The organism is Enterococcus sp. AZ103 (assembly GCF_051714685.1).
Lineage (GTDB): Bacteria > Bacillota > Bacilli > Lactobacillales > Enterococcaceae > Enterococcus_A > Enterococcus_A alishanensis.
This window is the reverse complement of sequence record NZ_JBIOSI010000001.1, coordinates 972,289-987,604: the sequence shown is the minus strand read 5'-3', so window position 1 is coordinate 987,604 and position 15,316 is coordinate 972,289. Positions and strand designations below refer to the sequence as shown.

Annotated in this window: 27 protein-coding genes; 2 read left to right on the top strand and 25 right to left on the bottom strand. The window is 34.5% G+C overall.

Annotated features, from left to right (window positions below; translation table 11 throughout):
• Nucleotides 1-101 precede the first annotated feature (101 nt).
• From ID741_RS05035 to ID741_RS05010, 6 genes are all read right to left on the bottom strand, one after another.
• On the bottom strand, nucleotides 102-572 hold the full coding sequence (locus tag ID741_RS05035; RefSeq protein WP_438719279.1) for an ArpU family phage packaging/lysis transcriptional regulator: 471 nt from the start codon (nucleotides 570-572) through the stop codon (nucleotides 102-104).
• A 143-nt stretch (nucleotides 573-715) separates the two neighbouring features.
• The gene (locus ID741_RS05030) at nucleotides 716-952 is read right to left on the bottom strand and encodes a hypothetical protein (RefSeq protein WP_438719278.1); all 237 of its coding nucleotides are present in this window, start codon (nucleotides 950-952) and stop codon (nucleotides 716-718) included.
• 891 nt (nucleotides 953-1,843) lie between these two features.
• A complete protein-coding gene (locus ID741_RS05025) occupies nucleotides 1,844-2,251 on the bottom strand; it encodes a YopX family protein (protein ID WP_438719277.1) in 408 nt (135 codons plus the stop codon).
• Nucleotides 2,252-2,280: 29 nt separating this feature from the next.
• On the bottom strand, nucleotides 2,281-2,799 hold the full coding sequence (locus ID741_RS05020) for a hypothetical protein (protein WP_438719276.1): 519 nt from the start codon (nucleotides 2,797-2,799) through the stop codon (nucleotides 2,281-2,283).
• A gap of 2 nt (nucleotides 2,800-2,801) precedes the next feature.
• Entirely contained in the window at nucleotides 2,802-3,101 is a 300-nt protein-coding gene (locus ID741_RS05015; RefSeq protein WP_438719275.1) for a DUF3850 domain-containing protein, read from the bottom strand.
• A 64-nt stretch (nucleotides 3,102-3,165) separates the two neighbouring features.
• Nucleotides 3,166-3,333: a hypothetical protein gene (locus ID741_RS05010; protein ID WP_438719274.1), complete on the bottom strand. Its 168-nt coding sequence runs from the start codon at nucleotides 3,331-3,333 to the stop codon at nucleotides 3,166-3,168.
• A 107-nt stretch (nucleotides 3,334-3,440) separates the two neighbouring features.
• On the opposite strand from ID741_RS05010, the gene ID741_RS05005 reads away from it, so the two are divergent.
• Nucleotides 3,441-3,986: a DUF6609 family protein gene (locus tag ID741_RS05005; protein WP_438719273.1), complete on the top strand. Its 546-nt coding sequence runs from the start codon at nucleotides 3,441-3,443 to the stop codon at nucleotides 3,984-3,986.
• 78 nt (nucleotides 3,987-4,064) lie between these two features.
• On the opposite strand, the gene ID741_RS05000 is transcribed toward ID741_RS05005, so the two are convergent.
• From ID741_RS05000 to ID741_RS04935, 14 genes are read right to left on the bottom strand one after another with little or no spacing between them, the layout of a single operon-like run.
• A complete protein-coding gene (locus ID741_RS05000; RefSeq protein ID WP_438719272.1) occupies nucleotides 4,065-4,289 on the bottom strand; it encodes a hypothetical protein in 225 nt (74 codons plus the stop codon).
• A 38-nt stretch (nucleotides 4,290-4,327) separates the two neighbouring features.
• Entirely contained in the window at nucleotides 4,328-4,798 is a 471-nt protein-coding gene (locus ID741_RS04995; protein WP_438719271.1) for a hypothetical protein, read from the bottom strand.
• Nucleotides 4,799-4,835: 37 nt separating this feature from the next.
• Nucleotides 4,836-5,078 (bottom strand): hypothetical protein, encoded by a 243-nt coding sequence (locus ID741_RS04990; RefSeq protein WP_438719270.1) that lies wholly within the window; start codon nucleotides 5,076-5,078, stop codon nucleotides 4,836-4,838.
• On the bottom strand, nucleotides 5,068-5,277 hold the full coding sequence (locus tag ID741_RS04985) for a helix-turn-helix domain-containing protein (RefSeq protein ID WP_438719269.1): 210 nt from the start codon (nucleotides 5,275-5,277) through the stop codon (nucleotides 5,068-5,070). The genes ID741_RS04990 and ID741_RS04985 overlap by 11 nt, the downstream gene beginning before the upstream one ends.
• Before the next feature lie 56 nt (nucleotides 5,278-5,333).
• Nucleotides 5,334-6,329, bottom strand: a complete 996-nt coding sequence (locus ID741_RS04980; protein WP_438720449.1) for a tyrosine-type recombinase/integrase — start codon at nucleotides 6,327-6,329, stop codon at nucleotides 5,334-5,336.
• A gap of 16 nt (nucleotides 6,330-6,345) precedes the next feature.
• Nucleotides 6,346-6,558: a hypothetical protein gene (locus tag ID741_RS04975; protein WP_438719268.1), complete on the bottom strand. Its 213-nt coding sequence runs from the start codon at nucleotides 6,556-6,558 to the stop codon at nucleotides 6,346-6,348.
• Nucleotides 6,542-7,279, bottom strand: a complete 738-nt coding sequence (locus tag ID741_RS04970; RefSeq protein ID WP_438719267.1) for a hypothetical protein — start codon at nucleotides 7,277-7,279, stop codon at nucleotides 6,542-6,544. The genes ID741_RS04975 and ID741_RS04970 overlap by 17 nt, the downstream gene beginning before the upstream one ends.
• Before the next feature lie 12 nt (nucleotides 7,280-7,291).
• Nucleotides 7,292-7,414 carry a hypothetical protein gene (locus tag ID741_RS04965; RefSeq protein ID WP_438719266.1) on the bottom strand — a complete coding sequence of 41 codons (123 nt, stop codon included), beginning with the start codon at nucleotides 7,412-7,414 and terminating at the stop codon, nucleotides 7,292-7,294.
• Nucleotides 7,415-7,423: 9 nt separating this feature from the next.
• The gene (locus ID741_RS04960; protein ID WP_438719265.1) at nucleotides 7,424-7,888 is read right to left on the bottom strand and encodes a DUF1064 domain-containing protein; all 465 of its coding nucleotides are present in this window, start codon (nucleotides 7,886-7,888) and stop codon (nucleotides 7,424-7,426) included.
• Nucleotides 7,885-8,100: a hypothetical protein gene (locus tag ID741_RS04955; RefSeq protein ID WP_438719263.1), complete on the bottom strand. Its 216-nt coding sequence runs from the start codon at nucleotides 8,098-8,100 to the stop codon at nucleotides 7,885-7,887. Before ID741_RS04955 ends, ID741_RS04960 begins: the two co-directional genes overlap by 4 nt.
• Nucleotides 8,097-9,008 (bottom strand): ATP-binding protein, encoded by a 912-nt coding sequence (locus tag ID741_RS04950; RefSeq protein WP_438719261.1) that lies wholly within the window; start codon nucleotides 9,006-9,008, stop codon nucleotides 8,097-8,099. The genes ID741_RS04955 and ID741_RS04950 overlap by 4 nt, the downstream gene beginning before the upstream one ends.
• Nucleotides 9,008-9,793: a DnaD domain-containing protein gene (locus ID741_RS04945; RefSeq protein ID WP_438719260.1), complete on the bottom strand. Its 786-nt coding sequence runs from the start codon at nucleotides 9,791-9,793 to the stop codon at nucleotides 9,008-9,010. Before ID741_RS04945 ends, ID741_RS04950 begins: the two co-directional genes overlap by 1 nt.
• Nucleotides 9,794-9,804: 11 nt before the next feature.
• Nucleotides 9,805-10,533, bottom strand: a complete 729-nt coding sequence (locus tag ID741_RS04940; RefSeq protein WP_438719259.1) for an MBL fold metallo-hydrolase — start codon at nucleotides 10,531-10,533, stop codon at nucleotides 9,805-9,807.
• Nucleotides 10,526-11,584, bottom strand: a complete 1,059-nt coding sequence (locus ID741_RS04935; protein WP_438719258.1) for a hypothetical protein — start codon at nucleotides 11,582-11,584, stop codon at nucleotides 10,526-10,528. Before ID741_RS04935 ends, ID741_RS04940 begins: the two co-directional genes overlap by 8 nt.
• Nucleotides 11,585-11,632: 48 nt before the next feature.
• Between ID741_RS04935 and ID741_RS04930 the strand changes: the two genes are divergently transcribed.
• Nucleotides 11,633-12,448: a TIGR02391 family protein gene (locus tag ID741_RS04930; RefSeq protein WP_438719257.1), complete on the top strand. Its 816-nt coding sequence runs from the start codon at nucleotides 11,633-11,635 to the stop codon at nucleotides 12,446-12,448.
• Here the strand turns inward: ID741_RS04930 and ID741_RS04925 are convergent.
• From ID741_RS04925 to ID741_RS04905, 5 genes are all read right to left on the bottom strand, one after another.
• Complete coding sequence (locus ID741_RS04925) at nucleotides 12,398-12,649, bottom strand: hypothetical protein (protein WP_438719256.1); 252 nt, start codon at nucleotides 12,647-12,649, stop codon at nucleotides 12,398-12,400. The genes ID741_RS04930 and ID741_RS04925 overlap by 51 nt on opposite strands.
• Nucleotides 12,649-12,855 (bottom strand): hypothetical protein, encoded by a 207-nt coding sequence (locus ID741_RS04920; RefSeq protein ID WP_438719255.1) that lies wholly within the window; start codon nucleotides 12,853-12,855, stop codon nucleotides 12,649-12,651. Before ID741_RS04920 ends, ID741_RS04925 begins: the two co-directional genes overlap by 1 nt.
• A gap of 5 nt (nucleotides 12,856-12,860) precedes the next feature.
• Nucleotides 12,861-14,810, bottom strand: a complete 1,950-nt coding sequence (locus tag ID741_RS04915; RefSeq protein WP_438719254.1) for a hypothetical protein — start codon at nucleotides 14,808-14,810, stop codon at nucleotides 12,861-12,863.
• Nucleotides 14,811-14,841: 31 nt separating this feature from the next.
• Complete coding sequence (locus tag ID741_RS04910; protein ID WP_438719253.1) at nucleotides 14,842-15,021, bottom strand: hypothetical protein; 180 nt, start codon at nucleotides 15,019-15,021, stop codon at nucleotides 14,842-14,844.
• Nucleotides 15,022-15,109: 88 nt separating this feature from the next.
• Nucleotides 15,110-15,301, bottom strand: coding sequence for a hypothetical protein (locus tag ID741_RS04905; protein WP_438719252.1), 192 nt, complete (start codon nucleotides 15,299-15,301; stop codon nucleotides 15,110-15,112).
• Nucleotides 15,302-15,316 lie beyond the last annotated feature (15 nt).

Below are 15,316 nucleotides of genomic sequence, written 5' to 3'. Positions count from 1 at the left end.
CTCTCGAAAGGTTTTGTCCATCTCTTATTTTTTTGACAATATCATAATAACTCATTTGTCTCAGAAAGAACTCAGAATAAATTCAGAATCTTTTCGCGATTTCATCTAAATTCAACTAACTCTAGTGCTGAAGCAAATTGAACTATTGCTTTATTCGATTCTCTAAAAACAGTATCTTCGCTAATATGATGTCGCTCTGAGGTAACATATAGCGAATAACCCAAAACATAGCGGTCATAAAAAATTTTCTTTCTCCTATCAGATATATCTTTTTTAAAAGCTTGTTGGATTGCTAAAAAACCCTTCTCAAACAATCCATGTAGATAAATCATCTCTTCTGTAGCTTCTTCCTTTTGTATCAAAAGTGATTCAGCCTCTCCGTAGTTTTCATTACTAAAGGTAGGCGGTACTATACTAAAGCTAGATGTTACTTTCGGCTCTCTTGGTTGCATACATCGGCTTCTGACAGAAAGATATTCATTCATAAAAATACCAACGTTGTATTTTGTTTTTTCCATGTCTACATCATTTGATTTTGGAGTCTCATATTTACTAACATCAAAAAGTGTCATCCGACGATTCCCCCTATTATGCTATAATCATATTGTCGATATATGAAAAGCTGGCTGAGAGAAATCTCGGCTCTTTTTATTTTTTCTTAGCAGTTCCGTTAACTTTTGCTTTTTCTTCAAGCCGCCGCTTTTTCTTCTTAATTTTAGATTTTGTTTTCCCCATCTTTTTGCCTCCCTGGTCTTCTTGGTTGTAAGATCAATCGCTGTCTGAATGGAAACCATTGCCATACATGTTTCGATTCAATATCCACTAGTATTTTTGTTCCAGTTTGCCCAATAAGTGCCGAGTATCTTGTTTTATCAATCATTTTTATATCTTTTAATTTTGAAAAACCATGGATGTCAGCTACCAATTTAACTTCCCTTATAATATCTTTCATCTGTCCCTCCTAAGTCCGCAAAAGAATACGTTTACTGACTAATTACCACTATGATTTGTAAACGTTTTATGTTAAAGTATTAATACCAACAATCAATCTTCATTTTGTTCCCGCCAGTCACAACTTGTGGCTGGTATTTTTATTTGCTAAAATAATTTTGTCTAGCGGAAACTAGGCAGAACGCTTCCGAAGGTAGTTGCTAGTCAACTGCCTTTTTTTGTAACATGCTTTCAAGTTAGGTTATTTTCTAACACAAATTTGAATACCTAACTTATTGACCGTGGAGCCCTATCGCCACGGTCTCTTTAGTGATAAAATATTTAAGTCTGGCGGAAAACAGACCAGTGTATTATTCCTAGGTAGCCAGTGGTCGGCTATCTTTTTTTGTTGTATAATCTAATTCGAGCCTAGTTATTTTCTAACGTAAGATTCTCCCAAAGCTTTTTACTTTTATATAATTAGGCTCGTAGACCGCTACCTTTCCAGCGGTCTTTTTTTATGTTAAAATACATGTAGCCATACGTCTTTCATCAGATATATTATGGCTGACCGTTGGTCTCCACTTGCACCAGCGGTCTTTTTTTGTGCTATCATATTAATAAGTCTAGCAATCCTTTTTTTGCTTTCAAATTCAGACTTGTCATATTGCTAGGCCTTTGACCGTTATCTCTCTCCGAGTAACGGTCTTTTTCTGTAAAAGCCGACGTTAGCGGAATAAGCCTCTAACATTTAACCAAATTAAAAATATGAACAATGCTGTTAAAAGCAATTTCCAACCGATTCCAACCACTGCCGAATCATAATTTATAAAAATGGATTTGTAGGAGCCAAACCAAGTAATCATGAGAAAGAAGATACATATAGAGAAGGCTATTCCTATTCTGAAATTAGTCATTTTTGAACCTCCAACAACTCTGGATTTTCGTAGATGTTGCCGATGATTGTTAATGAAGTTGTGCCATCAAAAGTATTTGAAACATCCAAAAAGTCAAACGAATCTAATGGTCCTACTCCATTAATGTAGAATGTGTAACAATCAACCTCGACAACTCCTGTATAACTACACTCGCCATCCACATATCTAACAATGTCCCCTTCATAAATCTCAGTACCATTTTTGTCTTTAAGTCCTGTGTACTGCATTACATTGATATAATTAGCATGAAGTGATTGAAGATCATATGGTGTTTTCCAGTATTGAATACCGCTAATATTCCCGTTTTTATTAAAATCTAAAACAGCTACTTCACGCATCAATTTTTTTCGCTTATCCCACGCTCTAAATTTAATTTCTCGCATTGAATTGCTCCTTTCCGTAAAAGGCTGAGTTAGCTGACTTCTTTGGTTTTCACATAAAGTAAACTATCCAAAATATCTTTAGCCTCTTGCTTACTTAAATTACCTTTGTAATTCGTTACCAATTCAGAAAATTTTTCAAGTAAGTCATCGCTGAACGCTAAAAGCTTCTGACTAAACTGTGATTCTAGTGAACTAGTGATTTCTGCTTTTTCTTTTAAAAGATTGTGTTTTTCGATTTGAAGAGTATTTATTTTATCGTTCAACTCAGTGTTTAGGTCCTTATATTTTTCAGCTAACTTTAAATCCGTTTCTAATCGTCTTATATCAGATTCTTTTTTCTCAAGGACCACCTTCAAAGCATCGAACTCTTTCAATGAGTCTCTTAGGCGCAATATTTCTCTCGCTTTGTCACCTATATCCTCTAATAACTCTTTTTCTTTTTCGTAGCCTTGGACAACATAATTTTTTAAATTACTAACTGGAATATTGTCAGTAAGTTCTGTTTCATTGCTAGTAATTTCTTTTTTCTTCTTGAATAAATCGAACAAAATTACATCTCCTTCCTAGGTTGAGTTAGCTGCTTAATGCTATCGCTATTGTGAACACCAAAACTGAGTGTTTGAATTGAGAACACAACATAATCAGTTTTTTGCTCGTAAGAAGTGATGTAAGTGATTAATGCGTTAACATAATTTCCTGTGTAATTCTTGCCATCGAATTCAAGTAATTTTATCCAGTCCCCTGTTTTAAAATCTCGGTCATTTTTTCTAATCTCAAAAGTCTTGATATGATTTACAACTGGTTCATAATACTCGGGTAAAATCTTGAGTATGTGTCGGCTAGTTTTCATTTGTCACCTCATTCCGTAATCTTGAGATAGATGCTCAAAGCTTTGTTGATATTTGGAATAGACTTTAAATTTCTTGGCTCAATTCATGTTGAATTTGAGCACAATTATCGCAAATAAAATTTCCGTCCTCGAGTTCTAATGATGCTTCTCTGTTACAAATAGCGCATTTATGCTCTGGGTCTGTATTCATGACCCTGGGCTTTTCTTTTTCACTTAAATTTTCATCTGTCATTTTTATCTCCTTTCAAATTCCATAATCTTGGTGGTTAGCGGACTTGATTCATTCTATTTTTTTTGTGTTATATTAAAATCATTAAAAAAATAGAAAGAAGTCTTTTTATGCAGAAAACACAAAAATTTAAATATCCTCGTCAGTTTATTAATGGTGTCTGGCTAATTACGGCTGGAATAGCAACTCTTTTGCTACTTATCCCGGTTCAAACAACTCCAATTTTTCTTCCCAATCCTATTTTTTTTATCATTGTTTATTCCCTTGGATTGTTTTGGCAATTAAATAAAAGAACTAGGGCTAAATTTAGTATTCATCAAGGAACAAAACAACAAAATCGTTGGGCCAACTTTGCATTGATTCTATTGTTAGGTTTAGTCGCACTTTCGATTATTCCTTCAATCGGTCAAACGAATCTTTCGGTTCCTCAGGTTGTAACTATTTGGAGATTAATTTTTCTATCAGTGAGTATCCACTTTTTAGCCTTCACTCCAGTTCATGGAAAATTGATGTTGATTCTTTCAATTCTCACTATTGCGAATGTTTTGATCAATTGGCAACTTTCTTTACCACTGAATTATCTTTTTTTGATTGATGGTTTAATAAAGATAATAATTGGGATAATTTATGTTAAAGTATCTCCTATCAATTTTTGAAAACTATTCATAAACTTTTCTAAAAAGTCACTATTTTTTATAGTGGCTTTCTATTATTTCCGTCGTTTGCGGACTATTTTATTTTTTAGACTTTGGTAATAATCCTAATTTTTCCATTTTATCGACTTCTTCTTGACTGATTATTGGATTCTGACAAGTTATGCAATACACTGCACCTAAAGGGTATTGTTCTACCGTCTCATTATTAGTTATATCGCAATATAGGCAACCTCTTTTTACTGCCTTATCCCAAACTTCGTCCAAATATTTGGTTCCCTTTATTCCTTCAAAAGACATCGCCATTATAGTATCTCTCCTTCCTAAGTCAGTTATTTGTTTCGTTAACCGACTTCCCAATACGGTTTAATTTTGTAATATTTTCCGACTTCACGATTTAATGAACGAACCATGCTTTCTAATACTGTCGCTCTGGTACCTATTGAAACTTGTTGTTTCTTAGCTTTTTTCACGCTAGTTATTCCAACACTACTGTTTTTAAATACCAAAATACCTTGATAGTAATACTTCCATCCTAGTGAGTTATCCAACTGAATTAATTCCCACAAATCTTGTGTTACAACTAAATAGTTATAATCACCAATAAATGTTTGCTTAGCAGTGCTTTTTAGATCAGCCATAGTCACTTTAATTTCATAACAACGAATAGTATTATCAGTTGAATATGTCATAAAATCGACTCGTTCTTTTCCAAACCAGCCAATAGTTACTTCAAAGCAACCAAATACACTTTGTTTATTCGTGTAATTCCACAGGCACTTTTCAGCTTGTTTAGTCAAGTCTGTTTTAGCCAAATAATCACCTCATTCCGCTAAATCTTCCGCTAGCCTACTAATCTTTTTCTATTAATTCTTCTAATGCTAAATCATCGAATAATTCGGCTAAGTTAATACAGACATCTTCCTGTTGAATCATTCCAACAACTTGCTTTTCAGTTTCGAAGTGCCATGAAAATAATTCTACAAATTCCGATAATAAATAATGTGGAATCCAAATTAAGCATTCTTCATCATCCCAACGTGTTTCAATTTTATTCTCAACAATAAATTTAAGTAACTTTGCATCATCGCTCATAATTCACCGGCTTTCTCAAGTCATCGACTTTTACTTCCAAAACATCCGCAAGCCTGCAGACTAAATCAAATCTAGGATCACTTACTTTATTAGTCATAATTTTTGTCATGTGTGAAGTTGGTATTCCTACTTTCTTAGCAAGGGCATATGCAGTCATGTTTTTCTGCTCTAAAATTGCTTTTATCTTGTCAGTATTCATGAATCATGCTCCTTTCTATTAGCGGAATTAATTCCGCTATTTCTTCCTTTTACAGATTATCCTAAATATTTTTCGTGTAATGCTTTGAAATCAGTTAAGGAATTGTCAATATATCCTAAAGTTGTATTTACACTGGAATGGCCTAAAAATGTTCTTACATTTTCAATGGCCATGCCTCGTTTTACAGCCAAGGTTGCTGCGGTTCTTCTAAATTTGTGTGGGTGGGCATGACTGACACCAGCCCTTTTCGCTAAATCTGTAATCATCTTTTGAATACCAGACGAGGTCATAGGACCACCCTTTTTCCCTAATATAATTGGACCAATTTCATGTTTGGTAACGGCTATATAGTTATCGATGGAGACTTTTGCCGCTGCGTTAATGTAAACATGCCGCTCTTTATTTCCTTTTCCAATCACTGTGACAGTTCCTGTTTGTCTATCATAATTTGATAACTGAAGTGAACACAGTTCGGATACACGACAACCAGTGGATAACAATAACTCAACTACGAGTTTCTGTTTAATACTTTTAGCGGCATTCTTTAAGAGTTCTATTTCAATATTTGTGAAAGCTTTTTTTAGCCTTTTCTCTACTTTGATTTGTTCAACTCTAATACTTGGATTCTTAGCTATATAATCCTCGTCATGCAACCAAGAGAAAAAGCGACAAATGCAACCACGTTCACGATTTAAAGAAGCATTTCCTAGATGATCATTTATACCTCGTAAGGCTATATAACTTCTAATATCGCAAGCCGTTACATCACAAAATGACTTCCTAGTGAATCTCATAAAACGATCTATGGTTTGCATATACAAATTGATTGTTGTATCTGACAAACCTTGGAGCTTCTTTGAAACAAAATATTGTTTATAGGCGAATATATCAGCCGTTTCATCATAGATAACAATGTCATTTCTCTGATTTTCAATTTGAAATTTAGTCAAGTTGATAGACAGAGTTACTTTTAATTTTCTTAACTGCTCAATTTCAAGCAAAGGTTCCATTTGGCGAACAACAACATCTATCAAACGTTCCCGAGCTTCTATGGAAATCCCTCCAAAATTATTTATTTTTAAAAGTGACCTTTCTTTTATCGATTAGGTGAAGATACAGGAGACCTATATCGATAAATCTCATGTTCATCTTAATAGCCACTTGGCTTGGCATGTAGCCTTCGGAAAAGAGCGAAGCAGCTCGCTCAATTTCTTCCTTAGACCAAATCCATTTAGCATTCTCCAAAATTAAAATGCGATCTTCTTTATTTGTACGGGTCATCTTCTGAATCTTCATTTTCTGCAATTTCGTTTTCTAGCCCTATTTCTTTTTCTGAGAGATTTTCTCCTTTGCTCGACTGATTATCCGTTTTTTCTTTTATCTCCTCTGTGGTGCTTTCTGGCGACTCAGAATCAACATTATTTCCAGAATTAGTTTCAGCGATTTCTTGAAAGACAACTTCGTCTCTTACTTTGTCCCAAGCATCAGCGAAAGGTGCAAAATATTGTCGTGCTTTTTCTACTTCATTCAGAAGTGCTGCGTCAGACATTTCATATGATTCTGCAATATCGCCTAAATCATCTCCATCATTCATTCTAGAAATAACATCTCTTGGATTAATATCTCCTGGAAAGTCTATTGAAGTTGACTTCATGATGTATTCATCAATCAATTCTTTTTTTACTTTTTTAATAATTTCTTTGATATCAATATTCCCTAAGCCATCAACATCTAATTGGGTCTGTTCAGATTTTCGTAATTCTGTCGTCCCATCAGGATGAATAATCCATTCTTGAACTGGTTTTTTTGTACTGCGATCAAATTGTTGAATGTATGAGTAAGTTTCCGGTAACATAATAATTTGAACAGTTTTGTTAGATAGTTTTTGAATTTCATCGTATTTCCCCATTAAAGAATCATTGCTAACCTCTAAAGTTATTTTTGTTAAATCTTCTTTAACAATGTTGATAGATTTTACTGTTGGTTTAAATTCTAAAGCCATTTATTTTTCCTCCTAAAAAATTACTTTTCCAGCAAATATTAAAAACTTAATCAGTGCCATGATTATTACTACTAAGACAGCTACATTAAATGCACAGCCTAATGTCGCAGCCACAAATTCTATAAAATCTTTCATGAAATCCTCCTAGTAGTTAGTGGCGTCACGCCAATGGTAGTTAAAATCATTTACTATGAAAGGTTTTTTATCCTTCAAAGGCTTTGTGACCCCTTGAGTGATTACCTTAAAATCATTTTTCCGTATAACTACTGCTTCAACCGGATGATGGTATCTCATAGCAAACAACCTAAATCTCAATTTGTTTGCCTGATCTATCCCGTACATTCCATGGCTATTTTTCACATCAATTACATGCAACCAGTTATTATCGTGATCTAAAATAATAAAATCTGGAGAATAGGCAATTGCAGAAACATTCCCACCAGCTAACTCTGATTTAGGCATTAAAACAAATCTAGGATGTACTTCAAAAGGAAAGCCACAATTCTTAACGAATCGTTGATAAAATAGTGCTTCTTTTTCCGAATCAAAAGTATATCCATCAATTAAAACTTTATTTCCACGTTTGTTTAGTGCTGTTGGTCCCTTCATTTTCCACCTCGCATCCAAGCCTGATTAGACTTTCTAGACTTATTTTTTTCTTTCTGCTTTGGTCTATCAATTACTTCTACAACATGTCCACCACAAGTTAGGGCAGCTGCTCTAGCCATTTCTATATCATCGTACTTTTTAGCATGTGTAATACTGGGCCGACCGTTTCCGTCAATATCCAGATAACACATTGCTTTTACTGCATAGCTCAAATAGAGTTCCTCCTCTTGTCCTTAGTTGTTTCAAAAGTAATTACTTCATTGCCTCCAGTATTGTTCAACATTCGAGAAAATACTCGCTCACCATATGCGCTCTTAAGTTGTTTTGATGAAAGGTTTGTTGTATATACCGTGGCTTTATTTACTCGAGCTTCTGCCAAACCAGTTAAAATACTGACGTTAAATTCAGTGGCTTTATTATTTTCTTCCATGCGACCAAGCTCGGCACCAAGGTCATCGATCACAACAAAATCTGATTTCTTAATCTCTGTCATCAACGTACCTTGAATTTCTTTTTTGGCGATTGGATCTCCAATAACAAATTTCAATTGTTCATAAAGTTCCTGATAACTAACAATCGAACAAGAAATCTGGTAATTGGAATCTGACATAATTTTATGAATCATCGCCATTGAAAGATGAGTTTTCCCAGCACCGGGCTTTCCTGTTAAAATCGCATGAAGTGTTGGTATTTTCTTCACGTTCTTTTCTTTGCGTTTTTTAACTTCTTCATCTAATTTCTTCTGTTTATTCCAATCAGAAATTACTCGACTGATCCAAGCTTTAGCCTGATAGTTGGCCTGTTTGACTTCATCGTCAGTAATTTTGTAATTACTGAAATCTTGAGACCAAATAGAATCATTTGCAATTATTGAGCTATTTTTCAATCGGTTAATCGCATCAGATTGTTTTGCGTCTTGTGCCATTTCTTCAATTCTTTTATTATTCCGATTGATCATTTCTTTATAGCCACATTCGGTGCATACTGGTGCACATCTTTCTGAACCATCAGGATTAGTATTTTTCCATTTCCGCATTGGTCCATTGCATTCCGGACACTTACCAACGATGACTAATACTTTTTCCATCAGCTGCTCAATTGCACTTCCCATATTTTCCATTACCAATCAAGCCCCGTTTCTGGAAGTTCATTATCTGGAACTGACCGTTTATTTTTAGGAGTTGACTTATTTTTCTCAAATTCATCGTCTAAAGCTTTGACGTCATCCATATTTTTGACACCCTTTAATTCCCATTTTTTTAAAATACCTTCTGTGTATTTAAAAGAGCGGGTGCCTTTGGAACGTTTCAGCGCCTCAAATACCAATTCTATTGAGAGATCTTCACACCAATATTGAATACTCTGGACATTAATAGAATTGAGACTACCGAATAATTTTTCATACAATCTAAAAATCTCTTTCATCTCTCCGGTTGTATCATGATGTATATTCTTTTCATTCTTATCATTCTTATCATTCTTATTATTGTTCGGTTGTCGTTCGGTTGTCGTTCGGTTGTCGTTCGATTGGCGTTCGGATAAAGATTTTGAATAACGCTCAAACCCTTGATATTCCTCATAATTCACTACTGTAAATAGTGTTCCGTATTCGGTAGTTTCAATTTCAATTCGATTTTCTTTGACTAATTGTTCTACCTTAGTTTTTATCGTTGATAATGAATACATTTTGAAGCCTCTTTTTTCTTGATATATCAAGTCTTTTTGTAAATTTCGAAACGACCTCAAAAATTGTCCTCTTTTTAAATGGATACCTGCAACGTTTGTTCCTTCGCTGGCGAAGACTGCGTTTCCGTAAATATAGAAGAATAATCGAAACTTAACGACATCGGACCATATTGGATTTTCAAAAATTTCTCTGCTTGTTTGGAAAGCTCCTTTCGCCATTCGCTCACCACCTAAGCTATATAAACAGGAACACCAACAAGTTGTTGTGTTTCTTCTTTAAATTGTTTTTCAATACTGTTTGAATCTGATAAATGTAACAACCAAATCTCCTGAAGACGAGTCGATTTATTAGCATTGATAAATTCTTTTGTTTGATTGAAATCAAAATGACTTTCTAATAAACGAGTCTTTCTTTTAACATCAAATCCATGTGTCATTTTCTCGTCAATGACATCTTTTGAGTAATTGGCTTCAATCATCATATGGGTGACATTAGGAAACTTGTATTTCACGTAATATGAGTCTGTGATAAAAACCAACCGATCACCTGAAACATTGTCAATTAAAAATCCACATGGCTCTTTTGCATCATGTTCAGTTTCAAATGGCGTAACGAACCATGAACCGACTTTTTTTGTTTCTTTATATTTCAGAAAACTAAACCGATAATAATCATTTGCCGTAATATGAAGTTTATTATCATCAGACATTGCTTTAAATGTTCCTTCAGTCGAATAAAACTCTATTGAAGTTGAATCAATTAGTTGTGGTACATATTTACAATGATCTCTGTGTTCATGACTAATGAGGCAACCAACAACTCTTGAAAAATCGAATCTCATTGCTTGCTGAACTTTTTTAAAAGAGACACCAGCTTCAATCAAGAGTTGAGAATTTCCATCGTCAATCAGATAGCAATTACCTGCACTTCCGGACCCAAAACTATTAATTTTAAGCATATGGATCAGCTTCTTCTGTATCGGCAGTTACTTCAGTTTCTTCAAAAGATGTATCTTGGATAACACTATCCTCGGTTACATTATCTGGACTGATAATTTCGCTCATTGGCTCCGGATCAAGAATTTCTTGATTGGCGTTTTCTTTAATTTCCTCAATCACCTCAGCTTCTTTTCTCGAATATTGACGTGCAGCAAAATCATCTTCAACTGATTCAACAATTGATTGGACATAAGCATTTGAAAAATCTTTGGGGATTTTTTTAACAATGCGGTTTCGCATCTTTCGAATAATCATCGCTTCTCGGCTTTGTGGTTCTTTCCAAGCTGGACTGATATTTCCTAAGTTTTGCATTTCTTCGTTATTCAGAATTTCATCAAGGGAATGGGTATCCGCAAACTCTTTGATCTTTGCTTTTTTTTCAACTTTTTTGTTATCCCACATCAAGTTGTTATACATATGAGCTAATAAATTGTATTTCACATCTTCTCGTTCACTTATGAAATACTCGACTTGACCATCGTTATACTCAATTGGATAAACAACTCGAATGACCTCGCCCTCACCTTTTGGAGACCATGTAGGCGGAGTAACCTCTAAACCTGCATAACCAGGGTAGGTAAAATCATCATTCTTTCGGACTTCCCAATGACGATGTACCGTTTTTACGTTTCGACCAAACCGAGAAAGAATTGCATCATTTCCATCTCCTTCAATCCCCATCTCAATAACTTGAATTTTATTTCCGTCTTTATTCTTTTGATTTCGTTTAATAAAATAAACTTCTCTAGGAGTAGCGGCAGCATTTAATTGTAGTGCTGCAACATTCATTAAGGTTTGAGTGATATTACTTTGGTCGATATCACCAATCCCCAGAGCTTCTTTAACCAACATTTCATTTATAGATGAAATAGCATTAATCACAACTGTCCGTTGATACTCAGTCATATGAATACCATTACCTCTCAATTGCGTTTCAATTTGCGGCATATATGTGTCATTAATTTTTGCTAGTTGCGACTTATATATTTGTGGTGTATTTTGATTTGTCATTATTTTGTTTCCTTTCTTTTGCTATAATTAATTTGAGGTGATTTCAAAATGAGTAAACCCATTGATAATACAATTGTTGAACATGTTTCAAGAATTCTTGCTGAAGAATTGACTGGTTCAAAAATAGATACTATGTTTGAACTATTGAACCTTTCAAACTTTGACCGGTTAGAGCGAGACCATACAACAACAAAATGGCGAAGAATCAACGAATCTGTTCTAGATAAGTGTAAAAGAACGAACAGTGCTACCCCTTTCTTTTCTGTCATACAGTACGTACTAAATCCTCCCTTATACATGGATAGACCTGATGAGTGGAAGAAGATTCTACGTGATATCAATAGTCAGTTAATGTTCTACGGATTTGAAGTCAACGACTCTGGAAAGGTCATTGTGATTAAAGTTGTTGAAACGTTCAATGATGCTCAAAAGCGGCTTCAATCGTTTAACGAAAGATTGTCCAAGTATGATATTCACCCAGAAGTTTTAAAATATTGTCAAAGCGAACTCTTTTCAAATAATTATTTCCATGCCATTCTTGAAGCCAGTAAAGGACTGCTTCAACGCCTTCGAGAATTATCTGGACTAGAACTCGATGGAACGACTTTAGTTAACGAAGTGTTCATCTTGAGAAATCCTGCTATAATCATTGGCAACAGTAAGAATGAAACTATGTCAGAGAAAAGTGAATTTAATGGCCTCAAGAGTCTAATTAATACAATTGTCTATTTATATAGAAATCCTAAAGCCCATGAACCAAAACTTTATAATCCATCCTCAGAAAATGATGCCGTCACTGCCTTTACGTTGATGTCAATGGCCCATTCTATTTTGGATGACTGTGTTCGAGTCAGATTGGTTTAATTCAGCTAATTTCGTAATTGTGGCTGTCGCCATTGCCAAATTAATAACTCTAGTAGTAATTCTTGAATGACGCTCTTCTTGCAACAAAGATAATTCTTTTGCTAGTTGTTCATTCAATTGAGCTGCGTTGTAAAGTAGATCCCTTTTGATAAAGCTTGCTGGATCTACTTTTTCAAATTGAAATTCTGAACTATTTTCCATTATCTATTCGTCCCCCATACTAATTTGTATTCACTGAATCCTTGAACAATATATACGGGACGTTTTGCTTGCTTACTTTCAATCATGTAACTTAAACCTAGTTCATGCATCTTCATCTCAACTTCATCATGAATATTTTCTAAGGAGTCAAAAGTTCCTATCAATATTTTTTCTCCACAATCTTTTACATAAGCGATAACTTGCATGTCTTCTATACCTCAACTTTCAATTTTTCGTCTTCTGTTACTTGTAACTCAATCATTTGTCCTGCAATTGGTTGTAATGTATTCACAGACTCTGCATTGTCAACAAACACTGGCATTGTGATGCCAAGTCCTTTAGACAGTGTGCGTATAATATCCAAATCGCAATTAATTCGAGCACCATTATTCAATCCGCTACTATACTCAATTCCTTGATAAGTGGCTTCGCACATTTCTTTAATGCCCTCATTTTTCTGAACATCAAACAATTTCCATTTAACAATCGAGAAACGCTCATTAATAGATTCTTCAATCCGTTTTACCTTTCGTCTGGTGAATTCTTCAATTAACCACAATTGTTTTTCCACCACTTGGTTCTGATTTTTCAGTTCTTTATCCTGTTCCTTTAATTCCATCAAGCGGTCATCATAACTTTTCAATGTTTCAAACTTTTGTAATTCACGATTCAGACCTTCTATAATTTCTTTGTCTGATTGAATGTCAATTGCAATTTTTTCAGCTTCCGTGTTAGTATCCTTAGCAGCGGCACGTTCCATTTCTGTCTCGATTCGATTATTTCCGGCAAGGATATCTCGATAAATTTGAGTATCTTCGAAAGTCCCTTGTTTATTTTTTTGAAAAATCAAATCATTATTGATTTCATCCAGTCGGGAATCAGACGATTGCAGTTGATTTCTTTTTTCAGCTAACTCTTTTTGTAGAACTGCTAATTCAGTTTCAAGCTTATCGGCATCTTGCCTAGTTGCTTTCCCTACCTCAATATTTTTTTCTAGTCGATCTGCTTTATTCTTATTAAAATCAGATACCATCTTTTCAATCTCGTTTACCGGCAAGTCTTGCCCACAAGTCGGACATGTCTTTTGGTGCTCATCAAAATCTACGGCTTTAATTTTCTTGTACTTGGCTAGATGATTCTGTAAAAACTCTCGTTTTTCTTTCAAAGCTTCCTGCATCCGGTACTCTTTAGCTTCGAGTGCTGATACGTCAGTACGAAGGGAATTAACTAAACCATGTTGGTTGTTGAAGTCTTCTTGTAAGTCAGCTGTTGCTGCAAAAGAATTTGTTTGGAATTTCGTCTTTTCGTCAACCAGCTTTGCTCGCAAATCTACTTGCTTTTGTTTTAATTCATTCAGTTCATGGTTGACCGAGCCAGTTTTGGCATCTAATAACCAAGTTTCTTTCTCAGTGATTAGTGCTGTCATTTCTTCAATATCTTTTTGGACAACTTCCTTAGTTCTGTCTGCAAGATTTAAAATTGCTTTCATGTCGGTAACTTCTTGAATACGCGCTGGCATTCCGTCAATTGAAACTTTGATTTCAGATTTTTGACCTTTAAGAATTTTCTTCATTTCATCAATAGAATGATTTCCTAAAAAGGTATTTATTTCTGTTAATTCAGGATCTGATTCAATAATCTGTTCATCTGTCAAATCAGTCAGTCCAATTAAAATTTCACGTCGGTCTTTCCAATTTAATGACATAAAGAAAGAAGAATTTGACAACATTTGCAAGGGCTGCTCACCACCAAGAGATTCTAAATATTCTTTCCAATCTTTTTCCTTCGTAGGTACAGAATCTATAAAATACTTTGTACTATCACTACCACGCGTTTTTTCTAACTCACCTTTTTTTGTTGTCCACTTTTCTACTTGGACTCTTTTTAAAATGGTGATATTTCCATCAATCAAAAGCTCGGCCTCAACAGTAGGCTCTAATCCTAGAATTTCTTGATTTTGATTATCTAGTGTTTTAGGATTTAATTTCATTCCCAGTGAATCTTTTCCGAACAATAGCCATTGAAGACCATCGGCTAATGACGTCTTACCTAACCCATTGCGACCACTGACAACTGCAGAAGCGCCTAGTAAATTAAGCTCGAAACTATCAATGCCTTTGAAATTTTTATAGAGAATCTTATTGATTAAGATTTCAGTCATATGGTAAACTCTCCTTATCTAGCTTTATTTTTTATTGCCTTACTTCGTTGGCAGACGAGGTAGGCTCTTTTTTTTGTTGATATTCACTTAAAAAACAAACTGTCCGTGTTACGATTATTAAGCAGGATGTAGCTACAAAATGATCACGTCCGACATAAACTAGAAAAATTGAACTTGCTGCTATTAATATATTTGTTAGTAACTTGATCATATGTCCTCCTTAATAATCAACAAGAATCGGTCTAGTAAATACTTCTGCTGATTAGTGCATCTTTTGATAATTTTAAATTCGTTTCTTCTCACTTAATCCTTCCTCCTAACTCAAGTTCAAAAACTCTTAAGACTTCTAGTTCTTCCCTTATCTGTTCTTCCTGGTAGTCAGTTAATAACTTTGATTTCTTTAATGCTTCTCGATCAACTTGTAATTGTTGCCGTCGGCACTGGATTAGATATCTGACTTTAGAATTGAAATTATTTGATCTAAAGTTCATTGGATTCACCTACTT